The following is a 24,000-nucleotide window of genomic DNA, read 5'->3' as shown; positions in this document are numbered from 1 at the left end:
AGCCCGCTGAACGGTTCAACGCCATTTCACCTCGAAAAAGGCCTCGTGTCGAGGTTTCCCGACACCCGGGTGAACTCCTCCCGGTCGAGGGAGCCCGCCCCCTCGGGCAGACAACCGAGCAGTGGCACACCGGTGACCTCGGGAAGTTCCGCGAGGTTCAGCCCCGTCGCCAGATCGGGGTCACGGGACAGGGACCCCCCGATGAGTCCCGTGACCGTCAGGCCCCTGCGCCGTGCGGCCTCCACGGTGAGTTCCGCGGCGTTGAGTGAGCCCAACCCGAGTGACGTCACCACGGTGACCGGAGCCCCGAGTTGCCCCGCGAGGTCCGCGATGGTCCAGTCATCCGCGATACGGACCAGCAGACCTCCGGCCCCTTCGACGAGGACGGTCCGCCCGGGTGCATCCAGGGCCCGGATTCTCCGGACGGTCGCGGCGAGGTCGAGCTGGGGCAGTCCGGCCCGGCGTGCCGAGAGATTGGGGGCCAGGGGCTCGGGGTAGCGGGCGAACTCCACGGTCCCGACGGCGGCACCGGCGAAACCACGGACGGTGGCGAGATCCCCCGCCCCCTCCGGTTCCCCGGTCTGGGCGGGTTTGACGACGGTGACGGCACGGCCCTCCGTGCACAAGCGCACCGCGAGGGCTGCGGTGGCGATGGTTTTGCCGACATCCGTGTTCGTTCCGGTGATGACGTGCACGGTCATTCGGACACCCCGGCTCCCGCGGCGGCGGTGATCGCGGCGCAGATGTCGGCGACATTCCGTGTCGTGGCGGTGAACGGCGGCATGGTGTAGATCAGGCGGCCGAACGGTCTGAGCCACACTCCCGCGTCCACCGCGGCATCCGTCGCGGCGCGCATGTCCACCGGTCGGTCCATCTCCACGACACCGATCGCGCCGAGCACCCGGACATCCGCGACGTGGGGCATCCGTCGGAGAGGCTCGAGTCCCACGGCCAGTTCGTTCTCGATCCTGGGCACGGTCTCCCGCCAGTACCCCTCCTCGACGAGGTCGAGAGCGGCGGATCCGACGGCGCAGGCGAGCGGATTCGCCATGAAGGTCGGTCCGTGCATGAGCGCACCCCCACCCTCCGGTTCCTGGATCCCCTCGGCCACCCTGTCCGTGGCCAGAACAGCGGCCAGCGACATGAAACCACCGGTCAGTGCCTTACCCAGGCAGAGAATGTCGGCGTGGACACCGGCGGCCCGGGTCGCCAGGAGATCCCCGGTGCGTCCGAACCCGGTGGCGATCTCATCGGCGATGAACAGGATCCCGTGACGGTCGCACAGTTCCCTGACCCCGGCGACGAGCTCGTGATCGTGGAACCGCATCCCGCCCGCCCCCTGGACGACGGGTTCGATGATCATCGCGGCGACCGTACCGTCGATCAACTCCTCGACCCGGCGGAGGTAGTCCGCGCGCCGCTGCGGGGATGAGCCTCTCACGGGAGGAGCGGGGGCGAAGATCTGTTCGGTCAGGGTCCCCGCCCACAGGGCGTGCATGCCGCCCTCCGGATCACAGACGCTCATCGGACCGAAGGTGTCGCCGTGGTAACCGGAACGCCAGGTGATCAGCCGTTTTCTTTCGGGACACCCGTTTCCGCGCTGATACTGGAGCGCCATCTTGATCGCCACCTCGACGGACACGGAGCCGGAGTCGCAGAAGAACACCCGGTTCAGCGGTTCACCCGCGATCCGGAGCAGTCGTTCGGCGAGGTCGACGGCCGGTCGGTGGGTCAGTCCACCGAACATGACGTGGCTCATGGTGTCGATCTGCCGGTGTGCGGCCGAGACGAGTGCGGGGTGTCCGTGACCGTGGCAGGCGGCCCACCAGGAGCTCATGCCGTCGATCAGGGTCCTCCCGTCCTCCAGTGTGATGTGCACTCCCCCGGTCGAGGCGACGGGGAGCGGGTCCACCGGTGCCGGGGTGGGACTGTAGGGGTGCCAGATGTGCTGCTGGTCGAAGGTGACGGTGCGGGTCATCGCTTCCTCACGTCGGGATTGAACATTGTTCACTGATCACCACAGACTCTATCCCGTCGGTACGGTGCGCCCGTCCGGAGGTGGGGACGACCGACCCCCTGGACGGCCATCGCAGCTCACCGGTGTGCTCCGGTGCCACGGCGTTCACCGGCCACGAGACCAGGCCTCCCAGAGTTCCGCGTACGCGCCGCCCTTCTCCACGAGATCCGGGTGGGCGCCCCGTTCCACCATGCGCCCGGAGTCCATCAACCAGATCTCGTCCGCCCGGGCCGCCTGATCCAGTCGGTGCGCGATCACCACGGCGGTCCGGCCCTCCACGACCTTCCACACGGCCTCCTCCAGTACGGCTCCGCCTCCCGCTCCGGCTTCGGAGGTCGCCTCATCGAGGACGACCACGGGCGGATCGACGAGGAGGACGCGGGCCAGGGCGATCTGCTGGGCCTCGACCGGCCCGAGCACCTGCCCGCGTTCCCCAACGACCGTGTCCAGGCCATCGGGGAGCGCGGTGACCCAGTCGAGTGCGCCGACCCGGTGGAGAGCGTCGAGAAGCCCGGCGTCATCGACGCCCGGGCAGGCCAACCGGAGGTCGTCCCGCAGCGTCCCGGCGAAGACGTGCGTCTCCTGGGTGACGAGACACACGGTCCGCGCACGCTGCTCCGGGGACAGACATGCAGCGTCGATGCCCCCGATGAGGATCCGCCCGGTGTCGACCGGGCGGCACCCGGCCATCAGCGCACCGAGGGTGGATTTACCGGCCCCGGAGGCGCCGACGACAGCGGTGACCGATCCCGGTGCGACCCTGGCGGTGACGTCGTCGAGCACCTTGCGGGCACCCGGATAACTGAAGGAGAGGTGTTCGATGCACAACTCCGGTGGACCCGTGTACCGGGGCCCCGGTCCGCACCCGCCACCGGGGGGCCGGGTCTCCGGTTCGACGACGACACCGACCACTCTCCTGAGCGACGCCGCAGCGGAGGCCAGTGGGTCGATGAGCACGACGAGCATCCCGATCGGCTGGAACAGACGCAGGAAGTAGAGGGCCGCGGTGGTCACCACTCCGACGGTGACGGTGTCCCGTTCGACCAGGAACCAGCCGATGACGAGGACTCCCGCCATCCCGAGATACTCGGCGAGATTGACCCCACCGAACAGTCTGTTGATCAGGATCCTTATCCAGACCCCGAGTTCCACCGTGCGCCAGGAGTGGTCCCCGATCCCGGTTCTCCGGGACGACTGGAGGTTGAACGCACGGACGGTGCGCAGTCCCCGGAGACTGGTGAGGATCCCCGACGCCCGTTGCGCCATCTCCGTGCGCTGGCACAGGTACGCGTCCGGGGCCTGCGCCCGGTACCGGTGCACGACTGTCGCGTAGACGGGGACGAGGAGGACGACGACCGCGAGAAAACGCCAGTCGAGGAACGCCATGCCGACCACGGTGACCAGTACCGCGAGGCCCCCGATGGCGAGGGACGCCAACGACTGGTTGACGGCCCGGGTCAACTCCGCGACGTCGTCGGTGGTTCGGGAGACGAGATCCCCGACCCCGACCTTCTCGATGCGTTCCGCCGGCATACCGATCCCCCCGGACACCACCTGTTCCCGCAGTGACGCGATGATCCTCTCCACGGTTCCGGCCATCAGTACGTAGCCGACACCCGTGATCAGTGCCATCGCCCCGACCGCCGCCGCCATGGCCGCGGCCGCCCACCAGACGGCCGTGGTTCCGGTGTGCCCGAGCAGTGGACGCCCGTCACGGACGAGATCAACCAGTCCCCCCATCAACCGGGGCGCGACGAGCCCCAGGGCGGAGCCGAGGATGAGCAGGATGAGCGAGGTGGAGAACCGGACGCGGTGCGGGCGGAGCTCGTCGGCGAGGACCCGGCGGACCTGTTCACCCGTGGCGACGTGCAGTGCGTCCGTGGCGCCGGAGACATCCGGTTGCCGGCCGTGTGATTGTCGGCTCACGGGGTCACCGGCTCCCCTGTCGCGGTGAACGGGACGGTGACGCTGTCGGCGGCGGCGCGCCAGGCCGGGGATGCGGTGAGGACGAGGGTCGTGCGGCCCCGCCGGAGGAGACGCGTGCGTTCGACGATGCGGGCCTCGGTGACCGAGTCGACTGCGGTGGTCGGGTGATCCAGCACGAGGACCTCCGGGTCCGCCACCAGCGCCCGGGCCAGAGCGACCCGTTGGCGTTGCCCACCCGAGAGTCTGTCACCGGAATCTCCGGTCGCCGTGCCGAGTCCGTCCGGGGAGGTGATGATGTCGTCGAGTCCGGCAGCCAGTGCGGCTGTCTCGACGCTGATCCCGGCGGCGTGCTCCCCCTCCGGGGGCACGGGGGTGTGGCCCTCCGCGATGTTGTCGGCGACGGTTCCGCCGAAGACCTGCGCGCGGTGCGGTGCGACGAGGATCCGTGCGCGGACGTGCTCCGGGTCCAGTCCCGCGAGATCGACTCCCCCGACGCTGACGGTCCCCGGTTCCGCCGGTACCGTCATCGCGAGCGCGTCGGTCAGACGGACGACCTCGGTGGCGGGTAGGTCGAGGACGGTCAGCGCGCCGGGCGCCACGGTCACGGGCCGGTCGCCGAAGGTGATGTCCAGCGACAGTGGCGGCACCCCGTCCCACGGCGGAGCGGTGGTTCGGCCGTCGTCGAAGACCCGGGGCGCCTGGAGTATCCCCAGGACCCGGGCGGCGCTCCCTTTCCCGGTGGCCCAGAGGACGGCACCGAAGTCCCCGATGAAGTTCAGGGGTTCGGTGACCAGTTGGGCGAGACCGATGACCGTGATCATCTGTCCGAGACTGATCCCTCCGGTGACCGCGAGCAGGGCACCCGCGACGGCGATCGACGCGACGAGCAGTCCACCGGTGATTCTCATCGACCCCGTCAGAACTGCGTTGGAGCGCACCGAACGCAGCGTCGCCCCCAGTGCCCGCTGCGACAGGTCCCGGTAACGCAGTTCGGCGGCACGGTCCGCGCCGAGCCCCTTGATGACCTGCACCCCCTGCATCATGTCGGCGGCCGTCCCGGCGGCGTCGGCCGCCGCCTGCTGCTGGAGCCGGAACCGGCCCGCCAGTGGGCCACCGACCTTCTCCGCGACGACGAGGACGACGAATGCCCCGAGGATCGTCGCAACGCCGAGTGGCCAGTGGATGCGTAGCAGGATCACGGCACCGAAGAGGAGACCGACGGCCTGCCCGACCGGGTAGAGGAGCGCCTGTGTGCTCATGGCGACCTGCCTGGCGTCGGTGGAGGCGATGGCGAGGAGTTCACCGGGGAGCCTGCGCTGTCCCCCCAGCCCCCGGGGATCGAGCATGCGGTCGATGAGTCTCATGCGGAGGCCGTGCTCGACGTAGTTCATGGAGATCCAGCCGAGGCGGGAGGCGTATCTGTACGCGGTGGAGAGAACGAGGAAATCCAGCGCCAGCAGTGCGAGCAGAATGGTGAAGGTGCGCCCGTCACCGGCGGCGATCCCGTGGTCGATGGCCAGACCGACGATGACGGGGACCGCCATCTCGCCGATCTGGTGCGTGGCGGAGAGCAGGAGCGCCGGAAGCATCAGCCGTGGATGCGCGGTCATCGACCGCCAGAGCAGCCGCCCCGGGGTCGTTTCCGCGTCGACACGGGGTGCGGCCGGTGATTCGGCCCGGTGCCTGCCGGTCTCGCAACGGGGCAGTCCTCGTTCCGTCGTCATGGGTTCTCCTCGGCCGGGCCCGGAAACATCGTGTCCACCGCTTCAGACTAAGGCGCGGCTCACCTCTCCGTCACATCACCACGACCGGCGCCGGAACCCGCGATCCCCGCGCCCCCGTCGCGAAGTCGGGTCCCGCTCGCTTCTTCCTCTGCGACGGGGGTATCCGATCGGTGTCGACGTGTTTGCCGGAACGTCCGCATCAACTGATAATCCTTTCCATGACCACTTTTGAACAGCGTTCAATAACGCCTCCGGGAGTTCCCCCCGCCCCGACCCACAACCGGATACTGTTCTCCGTCGCCGGGGTGGAGATGTGGGAACGGTTCTCCTTCTACGGCATGCAGGCCATCATGCTGTACTACCTCTACCACTCGGCGACCGACGGCGGCCTGGGCCTGGACCGGGCCGAGGCCACCGCGCTCATGGGCGCCTACGGTTCCCTCGTCTATCTGTGCACGCTCGCCGGCGGGTGGGTCGCCGACCGCCTCGCGGGAGCCGAGAAGACACTGCTCGGTGGCGCACTGACCCTCGTGGTGGGACACCTCGCCCTCGCACTGGTGCCCGGCGTCCCCGGCGTCACCGCGGGACTGCTCGCCGTCGCCGTCGGTTCCGGGGCTCTCAAGGCATCCGCGATCACCGTTCTCGGTACGGCGTTCGCGGATGACGAGGGGAAACGGGACGCTGGATTCCAGATCTTCTATCTCGGCATCAACATCGGTGCACTTCTCGGCCCGATCCTCACAGGCTGGTTCCAGACCACCCGGGGCTTCCACTACGGGTTCGGGGCAGCGGCGGTCCTCATGCTCATCGGCCTGGGGAACTATCTGCTGACCCGGTCACGGTCCATCGCGTCCGCCCCGACCGACCCCCTTCCGCGCACCGCGCTACCCCGTTTGGCGGCCATTCTGGCCTCAGCTTCTCTGCTGATTCTCCTCGCCGTGGTGACCGGGACACTGAACACGGGGTCGGCCGCCGACATCCTCCTCGCGGTCACACTCGGTTCAGCCGCACTCCTGTTCACCCGCATGCTCCGCGACAGATCCCTCGGTGACGTCGAACGGAGAAAGGTCGTCGCGTTCATACCGGTGTTCCTCGCCTCGACCGCGTTCTGGGCGGTCCTGAACCAGACGTACGGGGTGTTCGCGGTGTACTCGGATCTCCGGCTCGACAGGACAGTCGACATCTTCGGCGCCGTCCGCGAGGTCCCCGCGTCCTGGACCCAGTCGCTCAACCCCGCCTTCATCCTGATCCTCTCCGGCCCGGCGGCACTACTCTGGACCGCGCTCGGTGACCGTGTCGGCTCGGCGACGAAGATGGCTGTCGGTGTCATCATCTCCGGGTGCGGTCTCCTCGTGCTCCTCCCCTTCGCCGGCGGTGGCCCCTCTAGCACCCCGTTCCTCGCTCTCGCCACCGCGGTGCTGGTCATCACGTGCGGGGAACTGCTCGTCGGCCCGGTCGGCATGTCCACCACGACCGCTCTCGCACCGGCGAGCTACGGCACCCGGTTCTCCGCGCTCTACTTCCTCACCATGGCGGCGGGCACCGCCGCCGCAGGAGTCGTCTCCAGGCTCTACAACCCGGAGGACGCCACGTCCGAGCGGATCTACTTCACCGCATGCGGACTGACGGTCATCACCGTCGGTGCGGTGGTGCTCGGCATGGTCCGGCGGATCAACCGACTGGCGCAGACGGAGACCACAGCAGGCTGACGGTCCCCGGTTCCGGTGATTCCCGGCAATTCCCAGCCTCCCCGGACAGGAAGGGGGATAATGGTGTGGAACGCCCGACCCCGCGACAGAGGTGGAGCGGTCATTCCCACTAGGAGGCCCCGTGTCATGTCACCCGTTCATCCGCTCCACCCCGGAGTTCCTCGTGATCACGCTTCTCGCCGCGGCGGTGGGCGTCAGTGCCTGTGACTTCGGCAGGGATCCGCTCCTCAAGATCCTGGACACCCGCCCCCACGATGTCGCACCCGCGACACTCTACGACTCGGAGGCCACCGGGATGGCGGTGATCTGCCCGTACCAGTCCAGGGCGGCCGTGGATGAGGTACTCGGGGACGGTCCGCACAAGGACATCCCGGAAACCGGACTGCTGGAGGATTCCAACGCACTCGGCATCGTGAAGCCTTCCGGACGGACGATCATCAAGCGCTTCGCCCGTTCAAAGGTCGATCTGTGCGCCGGGACGGTGGAGCTGGGCCTCTATCCGGGCGACACCAGGGCCACTTTCGAGGATCGTGACGGCACCTTCACCCTGGTGTCGCTGACACCGGCCGGTCCCGAGGGGGCCGGCTCCGACTCCGCCGCTCAGTAGTCCTCGTCGATGGAGTCGACGTCGGGAAGCAGGGGTGCGAGATCCGGCAACCGCTCGAGGCTGTCTATACCGAGAAGCTCGAGCAGAAGTTCGGTGGTGACGTACCTGTGCGCCCCCGTGGCCTGATCGGTCTCCGCCTCACGGATGAGACCCCGGAGCTGCAGCGTCCGCATCACTCCGTCGACGTTCACTCCCCGGACAGCCGAGACCTGCGCGCGGGTCACCGGTTGACGGTAGGCGACGACGGCGAGCGTCTCGAGGGCCGCACGGCTCAACCGGGACTGACTGCCGTCGAGGATCAGCTTCTCGACGACTCCGGCGTTCTCGGGACGGGTGTACAACCGCCATCCCTCCGCACCGGCCCGGAGATCGAAGCCGTTTCCCCGGGCGTCGAACTCCCCCCGGATCTCCTCCAGGACCCGGGTCACCAGATCGACCTCGGCCCCCAGCACGGTGGCCAGGGTTTCCACGGCGACGGGGGTGTCGACGACGAGCAGAATGGACTCGATCTGGGACCGTAGTGCGGTGACCGGTGCGGGCTTGTGGAATCCTGTTTCACTCACCCGGGACACTCTACCGGGGTGTGAATCCGCTCAGGGGCCCACCGGTTGGCACGCCCGGGGGTTCCCCCACTCGGACCAGGAGCCGTCATACACGGTGAGGTCCGTGTATCCCGCACGTTCCGCGGCCAGGGCGTCCACGCACGCGGTGACCCCGGATCCGCAGGTGAAGGTCATCCGACGGGCGTCCCCCACCACGCTCCGGAACAACTCCGCCAGCTCCCCCGGGTCCCGCAGGTGTCCGTTCGCGTCCAGGACCCTGGTGAAGGGAATGTTCACGCTTCCGGGAATGTGTCCCGCCTTCAGTCCCGGACGGGGTTCAGGTTCCACACCGATGAAACGTCCCGCACTCCGGGCGTCGACGACCTCCCACGCACTCCGCGCCAACGCCCGGGAGACACCGGAGACACCGACGAGAAGATCGGGACGCGGTTCCGCCGCGATCACTCCGCGTTCCGCCGGGACGGCGAGCGGCTCGACCCGGTGGTCGGCCCCGACCCAGGCGGGCAAACCGCCGTCCAGCACCGCGACGTTGTCCAGACCGGCGACCTTCGCGAGCCACCACACACGCGGGGCGCACAGCACACCGAAACGGTCATAGACCACGACGGCGGTACCGTCCGAGATCCCCCGGGCCTCGAACACCCCACGGACGTCCGTGGGCACGGTGTGCGGCAGCGGAGAATCGGGATCGGAGAAATCCCCCTCGAGATCCGCCAGAAAAGCACCAGGTATCCCCTCCGCACTCTTCGCCGGATCACCCATCGACGCGCACAGGACGACCAGATCGGCGTCCCCGGAGGACAACCGGTCGGACAACCAGCCAACTGATACGACGGAACCGGGAACTGTGACAGAGGACATAGATGAAGGATACGTGAACGAAACATCACGGAAAACCCCCGCAAGGGGCTACTCACGGGGGCTTCACCTGACACTACGCCGGTTCGCCGCACCAACGACGCGGGGATCGGGACGTACAGACGGACCGACGAACCGGGGCACCGATCAGATCAGCGGCGCCGCTCACAGGCGACGCCGTGACGGTCCCGGTCCAGCCCGGGACGGTATCCGGGCTCCCCACGCCGGAGAGGTGCCTTGCCTGCCGCGCGAACCGCGTCGCAGTTCCGGTAGTACACGTCAGGCGCGGGCGCGAGAGCGGGGCGGCGAAGTCGCCGTACCGGAGCCGCCGTGCGCACCTACTCCCAGTTTCCGGCGGCCACCACCCGGGGATCCACGTCGACACCGGTCCAAGCGATGCGCAGTTCCCCCAGCGATTCCTCCTGCTCGACGCCGATGGCCTGGGCCTTGTACAACTCCAACAGCGCGAGGAACCGTCCGACGACCTCCATGGAGATGGTGCAGTCACGGGTGAGCGCCGCGAAGGTCAGCCAGTGGTCGACCCCGGCGATCCGCAGGGTGTCCAGGATCCTCCCGGCCTGCTCCGGCACGGACACGGCGACCCTGTGGATGTGATCCGTCCCGACGAGCTCCGGGGCCTTCGGGCGAAAGACCCCGGCGGCGAGCTCGGCGAAGGTTGCCGGCGTATGCCCCAGAACCACGGGCGGAAGAAGATCCGCGAAACGTTCCTCCATGGCCACCGCACGGGCGTAACGACGTGGTGCTCCCCTCTGCCAGGTGGCGAAGAGTTCCGCCACCTGCTTGTACGCGCGGTACTGGAGCAGTCTGGCGAACAGCAGGTCCCGCGACTCGAGCAGCGCGAGATCCTCCTCGCTGTCGACTTCACCACGCGGAAGAAGGCGTGCCGTCTTCAGGTCGAGCAGTGTCGCGGCGACCACCAGAAACTCCGTGACCTCATCGAGTTCGGCGGTCTCGCCGAGAGCCCGCGTGTAGGCGATGAACTCGTCCGTCACCCGGGACAGGCTCACCTCGGTGATGTCGAGTTTCTTCTGCCCGATCAGTTGGAGCAGCAGATCGAACGGCCCGGTGAAATTGGCCAGCGCAACCTGGAACCCGGTGATCTCGGGCTGTTCGCCCAGCGTCGCCGACGTGGCGTGGATCCGTTGCCCCACGGTCAGTCGGTGGTCCGTTCGATGACCTCACGCGCGAGGTTGCGGTACTGGGCCGCCCCCTGGGAACTGGGTGCCCAGGTGATGATCGGTTCACCGGCGACCGAGGTCTCGGGGAACCGGACCGTTCGGGTGACCACGGTGTCGAAGACCCGGTCACCGAACACCTCGATGACGCGCGACATGACTTCCCTGGCGTGGCTCGTACGACGGTCGAACATGGTGACCAGGATCCCGACCACCTCGAGGTCGAAGTTGAGCCGGTCACGCACCTTCTCGACGGTGTCGGTGAGCAGCGCGAGTCCACGCAGTGAGAAGTAGGCGCACTCCATGGGGATGATGACGCCGTGGGAGCAGGCGAGGGCGTTGACCGTCAGCAGCCCGAGGGACGGCTGACAGTCGATGATGATGTAGTCGTAGTCACGCATGACGGGCCTGAGGGCCCGTGCGAGCGTCTGTTCACGACCGACCTCGTTGACGAGCTGGATCTCCGCGGCCGAGAGATCGATGTTGGCGGGCACGAGATCGAGCCCCGGGACATTGGTGCGGTGGATGGCGTTGAGTACCGAGGTCGAGTTGTCGACCATGAGGTTGTACACGGTGAGGTCGAGTTCGTCGTGCGGGATACCCAGCCCCGCGGACAGCGCACCCTGCGGGTCGAGGTCAACGAGGAGAACCTTCCTCCCCTCCTCCGCCAGACAGGCCCCGAGGTTGATGGTGGAGGTGGTTTTTCCCACCCCTCCCTTCTGGTTGCACATGGAGAGGATCGTCGCCGGGCCGTGCCGGTCGAGCGGCGCGGGTTCAGCGGGCTCACGGAGGGGCCGCCCGGTCAGACCCACCTGAGCTCCCGGTGAATCGAACAACGCCGAATCACTCACAGTCAATCTCTCTCCCTTGTCCTCTGTACCCTGTATGCCTTCTGCGCGTGCGGCCGGACAATCGACCGGGGCCCCGGCGACACCGCGCCGTCGCCGGCCCCCTCCACTCTCACACCGGTGTGGTTCCAGATTACATGCTCGGGGCCGGGTAGCCGGAAGACACCGGCAAACCACACACATTCGCCCACAGGCAAGGATGAAGGCTTGACATATTTCTTCAGGCGCGCGGATGCGCACTCGCCCACACCTGCCGGAGATTCTCCGGTGTGACGTGCGTGTAGATCTGTGTCGTCGTGACGGACGCGTGCCCCAGCAGTTCCTGCACCACACGGATGTTCGCCCCACCCTGGAGCAGGTGGGTGGCGTAGGAGTGCCGGAGGGTGTGCGGGGAGATTTTTGAACGTATCCCGGCACGCTCCGCCGCGTCCCGGATGATCCGCCACGCGCTCTGACGGCTGAGGGGGCCACCCCGGCGGTTGAGCAGCAGGGCGTGTGAGCGGCCCCTCGACAGTGCGGGTCGTCCCCGGACCAGCCAGTCCCCGACCGCACGTATCGCGGGCTCACCCACCGGAACCATTCGCTGGACATCGCCTTTGCCGGTGAGCACCAGCATCGTCATCGAACCGTCCGTGGTGGTGCGGGGTGCGTCGTCGACGAGGAGTGACGTGATCTCGGAGATACGGGCGCCGGTACCGTACAGCAGTTCCAGCAGAGCCCTGTCCCTCAGATCGGCGGGTGTGGCGTGCTCGCCGCACGGTACAGCCTCGAGGAGTGCGGACACCTCGTCGACGGTCAGCGCCTCGGGCAGCCGTTCACCGGTGGAGGGGGGCTGGACCCGGCTGGACACGTCGATCTCCAGTTCGCCCTCGGCGACACCGAAGCGGTGGAGACCACGTGCGACGACGAGTGCCCGCGCGGCGGACGACGCCGCGAGGGCACCACGACCGGTGTCGGGGTCCGCTGTCCGGAGGTGTATGAGATAGCGCTCGATGTCGGTTTCCCGCACGTCCCGGAGATCCTCCAGGCCGGAGGCGGTGAGCCAGTCGAGATAGCGTCGCAGGTCACGCCGGTAGTTCGATTCGGTGTTCGGGGACACCCCACGCTCGACCACGAGATGGTCGAGCCAGGTTTCCGCGAGCGCGCGGGGGTCGGTCACGGTCGTTTGAGATCGCTTCCGGGGTCCCTCCCGGCCCCACGCCGCCGCGGCAGGGACGTCGGGCGGAGCCGGAAGGGTTCATCAACGCTCCGGGGTTCACTGCGCCCGGCGAGGACGTCGAGTCCGACCATGATGCCCGCGACGGCGATCGAGTTCACGATCCGACCGGTGACCACCATCTCGTGGACCTCCCCGGGAGTGAACCAGGTGAGAACCATGTCGGATTCCTCGTCGTCGGAGATCCCGGGGCGTCCGACCTCAGCCAGATCCCGGGCCAGGTACACCCGGACCGATTCCTCGCAGAATCCGGGGGAACTCACCACGTCGGTGAGCAGGTCCCACCGTCGGGCGGCGAGCCCGGCCTCCTCCGCCAGTTCACGGGCCGCACAGTCCAGGGGGTTTTCGCCCGCCAGGTCGAGCAGACCGGCGGGAAGTTCCCAGAGACGATCCCGGACGCAGTGCCGGTACTGGTGCACCAGCGCAATCCGTTCCCCGTCGAAGGCAAGGACGGCCACCGCACCGAAATGTTCGACGATCTCCCGGTTCGAGACGGTCCCTCCCGGCATGGTCACCCGGTCGCGGCGGACCGCGATGATCGGGGCGTCGAGGAGGAGTTCCGATCCGGTGACGGTGAACTCGTGGGAACCGGGTGCGGTCACGGGTGTGTCCTCCTAGCTGCCGGCGCGACGGTCCGCCGCCGCGGCGACGAGTGCGGCGAAGAGGGGGTGCGGGCGGGTCGGCCGCGACTTGTACTCCGGGTGAGCCTGGGTGGCGACGAGAAAGGGGTGCACGTCGCGCGGGTACTCGACGAATTCGACGAGCTTGCCGTCCGGTGACGTTCCGGAGAACACCAGGCCGGACCCCTCGGCGATCTGCTGACGGTAGGCGTTGTTGACCTCGTAGCGGTGGCGGTGACGCTCGGAGACCTCCGTCGTTCCGTAGGTGTCCGCCACGACGGAACCTTCCGCGAGGACCGCGGGGTAGGCACCCAGGCGCATGGTGCCGCCCAGATCCGCTTTACCGGACACGGCGTCGTGCTGATCAGCCATCGTCGCGATGACGGGCGCCGGGGTCTCGGGGTCGAACTCCGCCGAGGACGCGTCCTCGATTCCCGCGGCACGGGCCGCCTCGATGACGGTGCACTGGAGTCCGAGGCACAGACCGAGCAGCGGGATGTTGTTCTCCCGGCAGTAACGCACCGCACCGATCTTGCCCTCGATACCACGGATGCCGAAGCCACCCGGTACGACGACGCCGTCGACACCGGCGAGTGCGCTGGCCGCTCCGTCGGTCGTCGCGCAGTCATCGCTGGCGACCCACCGGATCACGGTGCGGACGTTGTTCCCGAAACCGCCGGCCCGGATGGCCTCGGTGACGGACAGGTAGGCGTCGGGAAGGTCGATGTACTTGCCGACCAGGGCGATGGTGACCTCACCGGAGGGCTTGTGGACCCGTTCCAGGAGCCCGCCCCACACGGTCCAGTCGACGTCCCGGAACGGGAGTCCCAGGCGACGGATCAGGAAGGAGTCGAGGTGCTCACGGTGGAGGACCTTGGGGATGTTGTAGATCGACGGGGCGTCCGCACAGGAGATGACGCCTTCCTCGTCGACGTCGCACATGAGCGCGATCTTCGACTTCAGGGCGTCCGGGACCTCACGGTCGCAGCGCAGAACCAGGGCGTCCGGGACGATACCGATGGAGCGCAGTGCGGCGACGGAATGCTGGGTCGGCTTCGTCTTCAGCTCTCCCGACGGTGCGAGGTAGGGCACGAGCGAGACGTGGATGAAGAAGATGTTCTCCCGACCGACCTCGTGACGGGCCTGGCGTGCGGCCTCTAGGAAAGGCTGGGATTCGATGTCCCCGACGGTGCCGCCGATCTCGGTGATGACGATGTCGGGTCGGACACCGTCGGCGTCCGGCTCCCCCATCTCGAGCACGCGACGTTTGATCTCGTCGGTGATGTGCGGAATGACCTGGACGGTGTGCCCCAGGAATTCACCGCGACGCTCGCGGGCGATGACCGTCGAGTACACCTGGCCGGTGGTGACGTTCGCGTTGGCCCCCAGATTCCGGTCGAGGAAACGCTCGTAATGACCGAGGTCGAGGTCCGTCTCAGCCCCGTCCTCGGTGACGAAGACCTCGCCGTGTTCGAAGGGATTCATGGTGCCCGGATCGACGTTCAGGTACGGATCGAGCTTCTGCATGGTCACCTTCAGGCCCCGTGCGGTGAGAAGCTGCCCGAGGCTGGAGGCCGTCAGGCCCTTGCCCAGCGAGGACGCGACACCGCCGGTGACGAAGATGTACTTGGTATCAATGCCACGCGTTTGCGACAAAAGGGGGCTCCCGGGGTTCTAGGTCGATCCCCGGCCCGCTGCCGGAGGGGATCGAGATGTGCGGACTGTGCCCCACCCGAGGTGTGTCGATCTAACATCCCGTACCCGGTGTTCCACGACACCCGTGGAGTCGGGTGGAACGGCCGGAAGAGGGAGGAAACCGCAGGTGGTGCAGAAGGTTACCGGCATCGTAACCCACGGGTCTTCACTCTAACACAGCCCGTGCCGTTACCCCGCTGACGCTATCCCGCCGCCGGTGTCTCCCCCTCGGGAACCGGCTGTTCGGCAGCCTCGGGCTCGGCGACCGGCTGCTCCGGAACCTCCGGTTCTCCGGCGGGGCGCTCCGGGTCCCTGACCGGTCCGGTGGGTTTGGCCGGGGCCGCGGCGTCGGCCGACGCCGCCGAACCGTAGGAGCCGGAGTCACCCTCACGTTCGTGGCGGGCGGCCAGGACAGTGGCCATGCGCCCGTAGGCGCGGTCGATGGAGTCGACGGTGGAGACGTGCCCGTTGGCGTCCGCGTCCGCACGCAGGACACCGATCGCACCGGTGTCCGCGGCCGCGTGGAGACGTCCCGCCAGAACGACACCCCGTCCACGCGTGTCGAGCGCGGTGGCGAACGTCGCGAGGTTCCTGGCCGCGAAACGGTCGGTGGACCCGTCGTCGTCACCGGTGACGACGATGATGACGTCGGCGGGTTGGATCGTCCCGGGCTCATAGGTGATGAAACCCGCCTCGGAGAGGGCGTTGAGCAGGAGGTTGCGTTCACCGGCCTCGGCCAGCGGCTCACCCGTCACGGGATCCTTGAACAGAGCGGCCCCGAGCGCCTCACCGGAATGGGTACCCGGGTCGAGTCTGTCGAGGGAGAGCTGGGCCCCGGCGGGAAGCGTGGAGGTGACGATCGTCTTCAGTCCGTCCGCCCCGTCCTGGTTCAGGAACTTCTCCGCCAGCTGTACAGTGCCCGCGTCGACGGCGCCCGCTTTACCGAGGAGCCACGCGATGTTCTCGATGTCACCGGAGTCGGCGTCCGGGGTCGTCACCACGAGGACCGACTGGTCGGTGAGGGCACCTGACACAGTTTCCTCGGCGATGCTGGCGACGACCGCGTCGGCCGTATCCGCCTGCGCGGCACCGATCCGGGCCTCGAGCCGGGCCTCGCTGAGCTGCTCGGGCGTGATCGTCTCCGCACCCGAATCCCGTTCGGGGAGAACGGGAGCCAGCACGCAGGCGCCCAGGGCGACGCCGCCCGCCAGTCCGAAGAAGATGCCCGCCAGCGGTCCGATCCGGCGCTGTGATGTGTGGGCCATGGGTGAAACTCCTGATCAGGTGTGGGTGGAAAACGGTGGACGGGGTGGTCAGCGGAACCAGCCCTGGACGGTCAACGCCAGGTTGTTCCAGGTGTCGATGAGGTTGTCCGTGAAACCGCCGTCCCCCGATGTACCGGCGATGACGAGGATCACGGCGACGGCGACGAGGAACCCGAGCAGTGTCCACAACCACGAGAGGTTCACGGGGCTGCCCACGTTGTAGAGCTCCTCGACGGTGTCGCCGTCGATCAGCCGGGATCCGAGTTTCGCCCTGGTGAGCAGTGCCGAGGGGGTGGCCTCTGGGCCGCCCACGAAGATGGTGTGCAGGTCCAGCGGTGAACCGGCGTTCACGATGAGGGAGGCGCCGTGATAGTCGGCGAGCAGCAGTGCGAGGTCCGTCGCGGAGTTGCTGGCGGCGGGGAAGGTCATCGCCCCGATACCGAGGTCCTGGATCCGCTCCAGCCCCACGGCGTGTCCGTCGGGGTCCGCGGGCAGCACGACACGCGCACCGCTGCGCAGTGCCTCCGAACCGATACCGGAGGGGTCACCGACGACGAGGTGGGGTGTGTACTTCGCGTCGACGAGCGAGTCGGCCGCTGAGTCGACGCCGATGAGGACCGGATCGTATTCGCGGATGAAGTTCTGCAGCCGCTTCAGCTGTTCACGGTGGCCGGGCCCCGGGGACAGCACCAGAACCTTCCGGTTCGTTATCTCGACCCCCGTCTCGGGCACCCCGAGGCCGTCGATCAGCAGCGGCGCCTCGGAGTGGATGAACTGGATCGTGTTCCCGAAGAATGCCTCCATGTGGTCGACGAGAGACCCCTGGGCCTCGGTGAAGGCGTTCTCCGCTGATCCGGTGTCCAGCATCCGCCCGGCACAGATCAGGGTGTCGCCCTGGTAGAGCTCACCGTCATCCGTGAGCACACCTTTGCGACCGTCCCTGAGATGACGCCAGACATCCGCGCCCACACCGTCCACGAGGGTGATGCCCGCATCCAGCATCATCTGCGGACCGAAGTTCGGGACGGCACCGGTGGTGAACGCGGCGACGTTGACCACCGCCGCGGGTTTCGCGTCGATCAACCGTTGGGAGAATGCGCGGTTGATGTCCGGCGCATCGATGACCGCGATGTCACCGGCGGAAAGACGTTTGAGACCTTTGCCGCGCCGGGTGCACTCACGGAGAGTGCCACGCAGGCCGGGGAGATCTACGGTGCGGGAGAACAGACTCATGCCGCTATTGTGCAACCGTCGGAGCCGCACATGGTGGAGGCTCGCGGGACATCACCGGGAACGCACCGTAGTGGTGCGGTCTCCCCCTGCCACCCGGGTGGTGGACCGGGAAGTCGTCAGTGGAACCCGGACCGGACCTTTTCGGCGGTGTCGAGCAGTTCCCTCGCGTGCGCCCGACCCGTCGCGGTGTCGTCGAGCCCGGCCAGCATCCGCGAGATCTCCTCGACCCGTCGCTCTTCATCGAGGACCTCGACTCCGGAGGTCACGGCGGAGTCCCCGACCTGCTTCGCGACGTGCAGGTGCGTGTCCGCGAACGCCGCGACCTGCGGCAGGTGGGTGACCACGATGACCTGATTGTCCACCGCCAGTCTGGCGAGTCTCCGTCCGATCTCCACGGCGGCCCTTCCGCCGACCCCGGCGTCAACCTCATCGAACACGAGGGTGGTTCCGCTGGTGCCCGCGGCGAGGATCACCTCCAGCGCGAGCATGACGCGCGAGAGTTCACCCCCGGACGCGGTCGTCGCCAGTGCCCGGGCCTCCGCGTCCGGTGTCGCGGCGAGCAGAAACTCGACGTCATCCGCCCCGTCCGGCCCCGGTGCCACCTGACGGAGCGCGACCTCGAACCTGGATTTCGCCATGGCGAGGCCGTGGAGCTCCGTGGTCACCTCGCTCCCGAGCCGCTCCGCGGCGACCGTCCGCGCCCGCGTGAGCTTCTTCGCGGCACTGAGCATCTTCTTCTCCGCCCGGAGTGTCTCCGCCTGCAGCTTCTCCACCGCTTCACCGGAAACATCGATGGCGGCGAGTTTACGGCGGGCCTTGTCCCGCCAGGTGAGAACCCCGTCGATGTCCGCGGCGTACTTCCGGGTCAGCTGCTTCAGCTGTTGCTGGCGTTGCAGCATCTGTTCCAGTGCATCGGGGTCGGCGGGAAGACCGGAGAGAAACGCACCGAGTTCCGCGGAGATCTCCCCCAACTGGGAGGTCATCTCACCCAGACGTGCGGCGACCGCTGCGAGAACGGGATCCTGCGACCCCGCCAACGCCGACTGCGCGGCCCCGAGCAGGTCTGACGCCCCCGACACGTCGGAGACACCGTCACCTCCCCCCAACGCCTCGGGCCCGTCGACCGCGACGACAGCGGAGGTGGCCTGTTCACGGAGACCGTCGACGTCCTGGAGCCGACGGATCTGCTCCTTGAGTTCCAGATCCTCCCCGGGGGAAGGATCGGCCTCGTCGATCTCCCCGATCGCGAACCGGAGACGATCGACCTCCTGCGCCAGCTCCCGCCGCCGCGTCGTACGCTCCTTCAGATCCCGCGCCTTGTCCCGCCACGTCTTCCATGCCTCCCGGTAGTCCACCAGCAACGGTGCGACGGCAGGATCGAAACGGTCGAGGGCGGCCAACTGGCGCTCGGGGGACAACAGGCGCAGTTGATCGTTCTGACCGTGGATGGTCAGCAGATCCGCGGTGAAATCCGCGAGGGTGGCCGCAGGTACCGAGCGTCCCCCGAGATGCGCACGGGACCGCCCTGTCGCGTTGACGGTACGGGAGGCTATGAACTCACCGTTCTCGTCGGCTGTACCGCCCGCCGCGTCGACCAGCTCCGACACTGCCCGGGCGGTGTCACCGGGCAGACCGTCGATCAGGAACCTGCCTTCGACGACGGCCTGAGTGGCCCCCGTCCGGACCCGTGACGCGTCGGCCCGCCCCCCGCACAGCAACCGGAGACCGGAGACGACCATGGTTTTACCTGCCCCGGTCTCCCCCGTCAGGACAGTCAACCCACCGTCGAGTTCCGTGGTGGCGACGGGAATGACACCCAGGTTCTCGATCGTGATCTCTGCAAGCATGCCACCACGATACAGCACGATTTAGAACACGCGTGCTAGATGTCCGGGTGGGTGCGGACGGCCGCCGACCCCCGGACCGGCGGTTACCGCTGCGTCGGCTTCGGCCCCCGCCACCCTTCCACGGGAAGCCGGAACTTGGTGACCAGACGATCGGTGAACGTCGAGTTGTCGAGCCGCACCCACCTGACCGGACGATCTCCCCGTTCCACCTCGATCCGGGAACCGGGGGGCATCGGCAGCTCCCGGAAACCGTCCATGATCGCGACCGCCTCCGAGGTCTCCGAGTTCGACTCGACGGCGACGGTCGACGAGGGGCTGACCACGAGCGGCTTCGCGAACAGGGCGTGGGCGTTGTTCGGGACCACGAGGATGGCGTCGAGCGCGGGCCAGAGGACCGGGCCACCGGCGGAGAATGCGTACGCGGTGGACCCCGTCGGAGTGGATATCAGCATGCCGTCGCAACCGAATGTCGAGACGGGCCGGCCGTCGACCTCGAGTGTCGCGTCGAGTACCCCGGACCTGTTGAGATTCTCGACGCTGACCTCGTTGAGCGCCCAGGCACCACCGACGGTGCGCCCCTCGGCATCCCGGACGGTCACGTCGAGGGTCATGCGGTCCTCGACCCGGTAGTCCCGTTCGATCACCCTCCTGATCGCAAGCTCAAGTGAATCGGACTCCCATTCCGCGAGGAAACCGACGTGACCGAGGTTGATTCCGAGGACGGGCAGGTCATTCATGTGCGCGATGTCCGCGGCCCGGAGGAATGTTCCGTCACCACCGAGCACGAGGACGAGCTCGACGCCCTCCGCCGCCTCCGCACCGTGCGGAAAGCGCGGGAACCGCCCCAGGACCGGGTGCTCGACCAGAACCGCCGGATCGGCGGACGAGAGCACCCGGACGCGGACACCGGCCGCGTCGAGGAGTTCGGCGGCGTCGGCGGTGGCCTCCAGATTCGCCCTGCGCCCGACGTGGGGAACGAGCAGCACCTCACGGTCGGTCATCTCGGCCCCTCCTCGACTGCGCGTTCCACCATCACACGGATCTCCTCGTCCCCGGGAAGCGGCTGGGCGCCATCCGCGGTGTCGGCCCCGTTGACCAACCACAGGAAGTACTCTACGTTGCCGGACGGTCCCGGGAGCGGCGAGGCGACGACCCCCCGGCACCTCATACCGAGGTTCCCGGCGAATCGCGCGATGTCACAGGTGACCTCGGCCCTGAGTTCGGGGCTCCGCACCACGCCACCGGAACCGAGCCGGTCCTTCCCGACCTCGAACTGCGGCTTGACCATCGGCAGTAGGTCGGCACCGGGGACGAGACAGTCGCGGATGGCGGGCAGCACGAGTTTGAGGGAGATGAAGGAGAGATCACCGACCATCGCGTCGAACCGTCCCCCGAGCAGGTCCGGTGTGAGTGAACGTACGTTCGTGCGATCGAGGACGGTGACCCGGGGGTCGTTCTGGAGCCGCCAGATCAACTGCCCGTACCCGACGTCGACGGCCGCCACCTCCGAGGCACCACGACGGAGACAGACGTCGGTGAACCCCCCGGTGGACGCCCCGGCGTCGAGGACCCGTCGTCCGGCCAGTGACAGTCCCTCCGGACCGAAGGCATCGAGTGCCCCGACCAGTTTGTGCGCACCCCGCGATGCGTAGGTGTCCTCCTCCGCCTCCGACACCCTGATCGAGACGTCGGGGTTGACGACGGTGGCGGGTTTCACCGCGAGGATCCCCCCGACCTCGACCCGCTTGCCACGGATCATCTCCACGGCCTGTTCACGGGAACGTGCGATCTTGCGGCGGACGAGCTCGGCGTCGAGACGGCGGCGGGCGACCATCAGAAAACTCCTCGGTGTTCAGGGGCGGTGCGGTGGGCCGCTGACCCGGTGGGTGAACTATTGCAGTGCATCATGCAGGATCTGGTGGGCTCTGGTGAGCTGGTCCGCCTCCTGCGCCAACGTCGACGCCTGCTCCCCCAGGACGGCGTCAAGGCTCTCGCCCAGCTGTTCCGGGGTGATCCGGGTGACCGTGTGGTCCCCCGGGCGAGGCGTCCCCGGACGGGGCCCCGGGACCGGATGTCCACCCACGGTCACCACCACTGCCCGAGGACACGCCTGGCGTCAGCGCTCACACCGTCAACCTCATCGACCCGTACACCGGACGTCCAGGCCACGTCGACGGCGGTCAGCAGTGCCTGAACCGGCGTCGAGTCAGGGGTTCCCCCGTCGATCCGGAGAATTCCACCGTCAAGCGTGGCGGTGAATCCACCCCGGGGCCCGGGACGCAGTGTGTCCGTCTCCCGGTCGAAGACGTCGAGGGTGTCCGAAATCAGTGTCGGGCGTTGCGCCTGCGGCGCCCGGAGAACATCATGATGCCCACTGACACCTGTCAGGACGCACAGCGTGTCCATTCCTGCGGCGACTCCACCCGCGATATCGGTGTCGAGCCGGTCCCCGACGGCCAGCGGAGCGCGGCATCCCAGTGTCCCGGCCGCCGAATGGAACATCGCCGGTTCCGGCTTACCCGCGGAGATCGGCGTCACGCCGGTCGCGGACACCACCGCAGCGACCATGGATCCGTTGCCGACGTGGAGACCACGTTCCTTGGGCAGTGTCGTGTCCAGGTTGCTCGCGAGGTAGAGCGCACCCTCCCGGATCGCGAGCGCGGCCTCCGACAGCTGCCTCCACCCGGTTTCCGGGTTGTGCCCGTGCAGGACCGCCGCGGGCCGATCGTCGGCGGTGTCCGTGACGGTGAACCCGGCGTCCAGTGCCAGTTCCCGGAACGAATCCGTCCCGAGGACGAGGACCGTCGAACCGGAGGGCACCCGCTCCTGTGCGAGTTGAATGGCCGCGAGCGCGGAGGTCATGACCTGGTCCGGAGTTGTCTCCAGACCGAGATCATTCAGCTGTTCCGCCACGTCGCGCGGTGCACGGGAGGCGTTGTTCGTGACATAGACGGCGGGTAAGCCGGATCCACCCACGGCGGACACGGCACCGGGAATCGCGGCACCACCCTGGTAGATGGTGCCGTCGAGGTCGAGAAGGAGTGCGTCGTAATCTGTGGCCACGGTCATGGTCAACCAGTCTACCGAGCTGTCGGTGACCGTAGAGCGTCGCCCCACGCAACGGCGGACGTCACCCGTCGTCGCTGTATCTGCCCCGTGGGATCCAGGGGATGCGCCCGGAACCGAACGGGGTCAGTTCAGTTCGGCGAGACGTTCGTCGGTGTCGAGCATCTCATCGGTGTCCGCGTTCTTCGCGTTCGAGAACCACTCACGGGCCTCCTCGGTCCGCCCGGCTGCGGCGAGTGCGTCGGCGTAGGCGTAGAACAGGCGTGCCGCGGACGCACCGGTGCGTGCGGGATTGAGATCCTCACGCTGGAGTTCGATCACCGCGGCGTCGACATCCCCCATGTCCTTGCGTGCACCGGCGAGAACGATGGCGAACTCGGTCCTGGAATCCGGATCGAGGGCTTCGATGTCCTCGGTGCGGGACATCTCGACCGCCCGCTCGGGACGCCCGAGCCCACGTTCACAGTCCGCCATGACGGCCAGGAGTCCCGGGCCACCGCTCATACGGCGGGCGGCACGGAGTTCCGCGAGGGCTTCCTTCCATTCACCGGCATGGTAGGCGGCGATACCGCAGGTTTCACGGACGACGGCGACACGACCTGCGCGGTCCTTCGCGGCGCGGGCGTGGCGGAGCGCGAGTTCCGGATCATCCGCCATGAGTGTGGCCGACATGACCATGTGCCGTCCGACGGCTTCGGCGTTGTCCTTCGACAGCGACCGGAGATCCTGTCTGACGGAGGGGTCGAGATCCTGTGCGGTGATGTCGTCCGGTAGATCCGGCTCGACCATACGTGCCTTGATCCGTTCCTCGCGGAATCCGGAACGCTGCGGCCCCGCGCGGAAGTCGTCCTCACCGCGCCGTCCCGCACCCGCCCGCTGAGCGTGTCCCCGACCACCGTTGTTGTTCCGTCCGCCCCCACGACGGGCATCGTCACGGTTGCGTCGTTCTCCACCGGCGGGGCGCCTGGACGCCGTCCCCCTGGAACCTCCGGAGGAGAAGGACTCTCCCGAACCGTCCGGTGATCCGTGCCCGGATGACTGTCCGTAGCCACCGCGCCGCCGGTCGTGGTCCCTGTCGCCGTATCCGCGTCCGGGGGTACGGTTCCGGTCGTCACGACGCTCGGAGTGACCTCCGTTGGACCTCGAACGACGAGCGTCCCGACCGGGACGGTCCTCATCGTTGCTGAAGCCACCGGTCTTGCGGTCGTAGGTCGCCTTGGGGCGTTCCCCGGATTCCGGTCGCCCACCCCGACTCGGGCGACCGCTGTGGCTCCGCGCCGAGGAGGGGCGGCCGTCGCCCCGGCCGCGGCCGGTGTGACGGTTGTCGTTGGAATTGTGTTCAGCCATGACACATGCCCTTCCGGGATCATCGGGTACAGGAAAAGTTGGGTGTTAATCGGTTGTATCGTCTGTATCGTCCACCTCACGCGGACCACCGGACATCTCATGGTACCGGCTGAGGCCGGGGAGTGTGAACTCGCGTCACCCTGCCGACCGCCGGTGTCCGGGTGAGGCTGCTGTGGGCCGTCGGTGGCGGGCCGGAGCCGGGACAAGCGGCAGCACACCCCGGGCGCTATCCACGGCGGGGACTGGCTCACAGGCACAACGAA

The 24,000-nt window shown here is 68.0% G+C and carries 22 protein-coding genes; 2 read left to right on the top strand and 20 right to left on the bottom strand.

What is annotated here, in order from left to right:
• Positions 1-26: 26 nt before the first annotated feature.
• The 4 genes from bioD to JIM94_RS03405 form a co-directional block, all read right to left on the bottom strand.
• Positions 27-701, bottom strand: coding sequence for a dethiobiotin synthase (bioD, locus tag JIM94_RS03420; protein WP_200254753.1), 675 nt, complete (start codon positions 699-701; stop codon positions 27-29).
• Complete coding sequence (locus JIM94_RS03415; protein ID WP_200254751.1) at positions 698-1,978, bottom strand: adenosylmethionine--8-amino-7-oxononanoate transaminase; 1,281 nt, start codon at positions 1,976-1,978, stop codon at positions 698-700. Before JIM94_RS03415 ends, bioD begins: the two co-directional genes overlap by 4 nt.
• A gap of 144 nt (positions 1,979-2,122) precedes the next feature.
• Positions 2,123-3,943 (bottom strand): ABC transporter transmembrane domain-containing protein, encoded by a 1,821-nt coding sequence (locus JIM94_RS03410; RefSeq protein ID WP_200254749.1) that lies wholly within the window; start codon positions 3,941-3,943, stop codon positions 2,123-2,125.
• Positions 3,940-5,667, bottom strand: a complete 1,728-nt coding sequence (locus JIM94_RS03405) for an ABC transporter transmembrane domain-containing protein (RefSeq protein WP_234039987.1) — start codon at positions 5,665-5,667, stop codon at positions 3,940-3,942. Before JIM94_RS03405 ends, JIM94_RS03410 begins: the two co-directional genes overlap by 4 nt.
• A gap of 218 nt (positions 5,668-5,885) precedes the next feature.
• Between JIM94_RS03405 and JIM94_RS03400 the strand changes: the two genes are divergently transcribed.
• A complete protein-coding gene (locus JIM94_RS03400) occupies positions 5,886-7,376 on the top strand; it encodes a peptide MFS transporter (RefSeq protein ID WP_200254747.1) in 1,491 nt (496 codons plus the stop codon).
• A gap of 121 nt (positions 7,377-7,497) precedes the next feature.
• Positions 7,498-7,983: a hypothetical protein gene (locus JIM94_RS03395; RefSeq protein WP_200254745.1), complete on the top strand. Its 486-nt coding sequence runs from the start codon at positions 7,498-7,500 to the stop codon at positions 7,981-7,983.
• Here JIM94_RS03395 and scpB read toward each other — a convergent pair.
• The 16 genes from scpB to JIM94_RS03315 all read right to left on the bottom strand — a co-directional run bounded on the left by scpB (position 7,977) and on the right by JIM94_RS03315 (position 23,737).
• On the bottom strand, positions 7,977-8,546 hold the full coding sequence (scpB, locus tag JIM94_RS03390) for an SMC-Scp complex subunit ScpB (RefSeq protein ID WP_248085788.1): 570 nt from the start codon (positions 8,544-8,546) through the stop codon (positions 7,977-7,979). The genes JIM94_RS03395 and scpB overlap by 7 nt on opposite strands.
• Positions 8,547-8,576: 30 nt before the next feature.
• Positions 8,577-9,407 carry a sulfurtransferase gene (locus JIM94_RS03385; RefSeq protein ID WP_200254743.1) on the bottom strand — a complete coding sequence of 277 codons (831 nt, stop codon included), beginning with the start codon at positions 9,405-9,407 and terminating at the stop codon, positions 8,577-8,579.
• A gap of 149 nt (positions 9,408-9,556) precedes the next feature.
• On the bottom strand, positions 9,557-9,742 hold the full coding sequence (locus JIM94_RS03380) for an excalibur calcium-binding domain-containing protein (RefSeq protein ID WP_200254741.1): 186 nt from the start codon (positions 9,740-9,742) through the stop codon (positions 9,557-9,559).
• Positions 9,743-10,576, bottom strand: a complete 834-nt coding sequence (locus JIM94_RS03375; RefSeq protein ID WP_248085791.1) for a segregation and condensation protein A — start codon at positions 10,574-10,576, stop codon at positions 9,743-9,745.
• A gap of 2 nt (positions 10,577-10,578) precedes the next feature.
• Entirely contained in the window at positions 10,579-11,451 is an 873-nt protein-coding gene (locus JIM94_RS03370; RefSeq protein ID WP_200255126.1) for a ParA family protein, read from the bottom strand.
• A 217-nt stretch (positions 11,452-11,668) separates the two neighbouring features.
• A complete protein-coding gene (locus tag JIM94_RS03365; RefSeq protein WP_200254739.1) occupies positions 11,669-12,607 on the bottom strand; it encodes a site-specific tyrosine recombinase XerD in 939 nt (312 codons plus the stop codon).
• A complete protein-coding gene (locus JIM94_RS03360; RefSeq protein WP_336296536.1) occupies positions 12,604-13,266 on the bottom strand; it encodes an NUDIX hydrolase in 663 nt (220 codons plus the stop codon). Before JIM94_RS03360 ends, JIM94_RS03365 begins: the two co-directional genes overlap by 4 nt.
• A gap of 12 nt (positions 13,267-13,278) precedes the next feature.
• The gene (locus JIM94_RS03355) at positions 13,279-14,940 is read right to left on the bottom strand and encodes a CTP synthase (protein WP_234039985.1); all 1,662 of its coding nucleotides are present in this window, start codon (positions 14,938-14,940) and stop codon (positions 13,279-13,281) included.
• A gap of 242 nt (positions 14,941-15,182) precedes the next feature.
• A complete protein-coding gene (locus JIM94_RS03350) occupies positions 15,183-16,244 on the bottom strand; it encodes a copper transporter (protein ID WP_200254737.1) in 1,062 nt (353 codons plus the stop codon).
• A 48-nt stretch (positions 16,245-16,292) separates the two neighbouring features.
• Positions 16,293-17,477, bottom strand: a complete 1,185-nt coding sequence (steA, locus tag JIM94_RS03345; protein WP_200254734.1) for a putative cytokinetic ring protein SteA — start codon at positions 17,475-17,477, stop codon at positions 16,293-16,295.
• 116 nt (positions 17,478-17,593) lie between these two features.
• The gene (recN, locus tag JIM94_RS03340; protein ID WP_200254732.1) at positions 17,594-19,324 is read right to left on the bottom strand and encodes a DNA repair protein RecN; all 1,731 of its coding nucleotides are present in this window, start codon (positions 19,322-19,324) and stop codon (positions 17,594-17,596) included.
• A gap of 83 nt (positions 19,325-19,407) precedes the next feature.
• Entirely contained in the window at positions 19,408-20,325 is a 918-nt protein-coding gene (locus tag JIM94_RS03335) for an NAD kinase (protein WP_200254730.1), read from the bottom strand.
• A complete protein-coding gene (locus tag JIM94_RS03330) occupies positions 20,322-21,158 on the bottom strand; it encodes a TlyA family RNA methyltransferase (protein ID WP_200254728.1) in 837 nt (278 codons plus the stop codon). Before JIM94_RS03330 ends, JIM94_RS03335 begins: the two co-directional genes overlap by 4 nt.
• Before the next feature lie 57 nt (positions 21,159-21,215).
• Entirely contained in the window at positions 21,216-21,407 is a 192-nt protein-coding gene (locus JIM94_RS03325) for a hypothetical protein (RefSeq protein WP_200255190.1), read from the bottom strand.
• Positions 21,408-21,409: 2 nt separating this feature from the next.
• Entirely contained in the window at positions 21,410-22,393 is a 984-nt protein-coding gene (locus JIM94_RS03320; protein WP_200254726.1) for an HAD-IIA family hydrolase, read from the bottom strand.
• A gap of 123 nt (positions 22,394-22,516) precedes the next feature.
• Entirely contained in the window at positions 22,517-23,737 is a 1,221-nt protein-coding gene (locus JIM94_RS03315) for a hypothetical protein (RefSeq protein ID WP_200254724.1), read from the bottom strand.
• Positions 23,738-24,000: the final 263 nt, after the last annotated feature.

The sequence above is a fragment of the Corynebacterium pygosceleis genome (assembly GCF_016595275.2).
Taxonomy (GTDB): domain Bacteria; phylum Actinomycetota; class Actinomycetes; order Mycobacteriales; family Mycobacteriaceae; genus Corynebacterium; species Corynebacterium pygosceleis.
This window is presented reverse-complemented; position numbering and strand designations above follow the sequence as displayed.

Bases quoted from the DNA above. Each gene is read 5' to 3' on its own strand.
- JIM94_RS03415 (WP_200254751.1), bottom strand. From the start codon at position 1,978: ATGACCCGCACCGTCACCTTCGACCAGCAGCACATCTGGCACCCCTAC.
- bioD (WP_200254753.1), bottom strand. From the start codon at position 701: ATGACCGTGCACGTCATCACCGGAACGAACACGGATGTCGGCAAAACC.
- JIM94_RS03330 (WP_200254728.1), bottom strand. From the start codon at position 21,158: ATGGTCGCCCGCCGCCGTCTCGACGCCGAGCTCGTCCGCCGCAAGATC.
- steA (WP_200254734.1), bottom strand. From the start codon at position 17,477: ATGAGTCTGTTCTCCCGCACCGTAGATCTCCCCGGCCTGCGTGGCACT.
- recN (WP_200254732.1), bottom strand. From the start codon at position 19,324: ATGCTTGCAGAGATCACGATCGAGAACCTGGGTGTCATTCCCGTCGCC.
- JIM94_RS03385 (WP_200254743.1), bottom strand. From the start codon at position 9,407: ATGTCCTCTGTCACAGTTCCCGGTTCCGTCGTATCAGTTGGCTGGTTG.
- JIM94_RS03350 (WP_200254737.1), bottom strand. From the start codon at position 16,244: ATGGCCCACACATCACAGCGCCGGATCGGACCGCTGGCGGGCATCTTC.
- JIM94_RS03315 (WP_200254724.1), bottom strand. From the start codon at position 23,737: ATGGCTGAACACAATTCCAACGACAACCGTCACACCGGCCGCGGCCGG.
- JIM94_RS03320 (WP_200254726.1), bottom strand. From the start codon at position 22,393: ATGACCGTGGCCACAGATTACGACGCACTCCTTCTCGACCTCGACGGC.
- JIM94_RS03405 (WP_234039987.1), bottom strand. From the start codon at position 5,667: ATGACGACGGAACGAGGACTGCCCCGTTGCGAGACCGGCAGGCACCGG.
- JIM94_RS03335 (WP_200254730.1), bottom strand. From the start codon at position 20,325: ATGACCGACCGTGAGGTGCTGCTCGTTCCCCACGTCGGGCGCAGGGCG.
- JIM94_RS03400 (WP_200254747.1), top strand. From the start codon at position 5,886: ATGACCACTTTTGAACAGCGTTCAATAACGCCTCCGGGAGTTCCCCCC.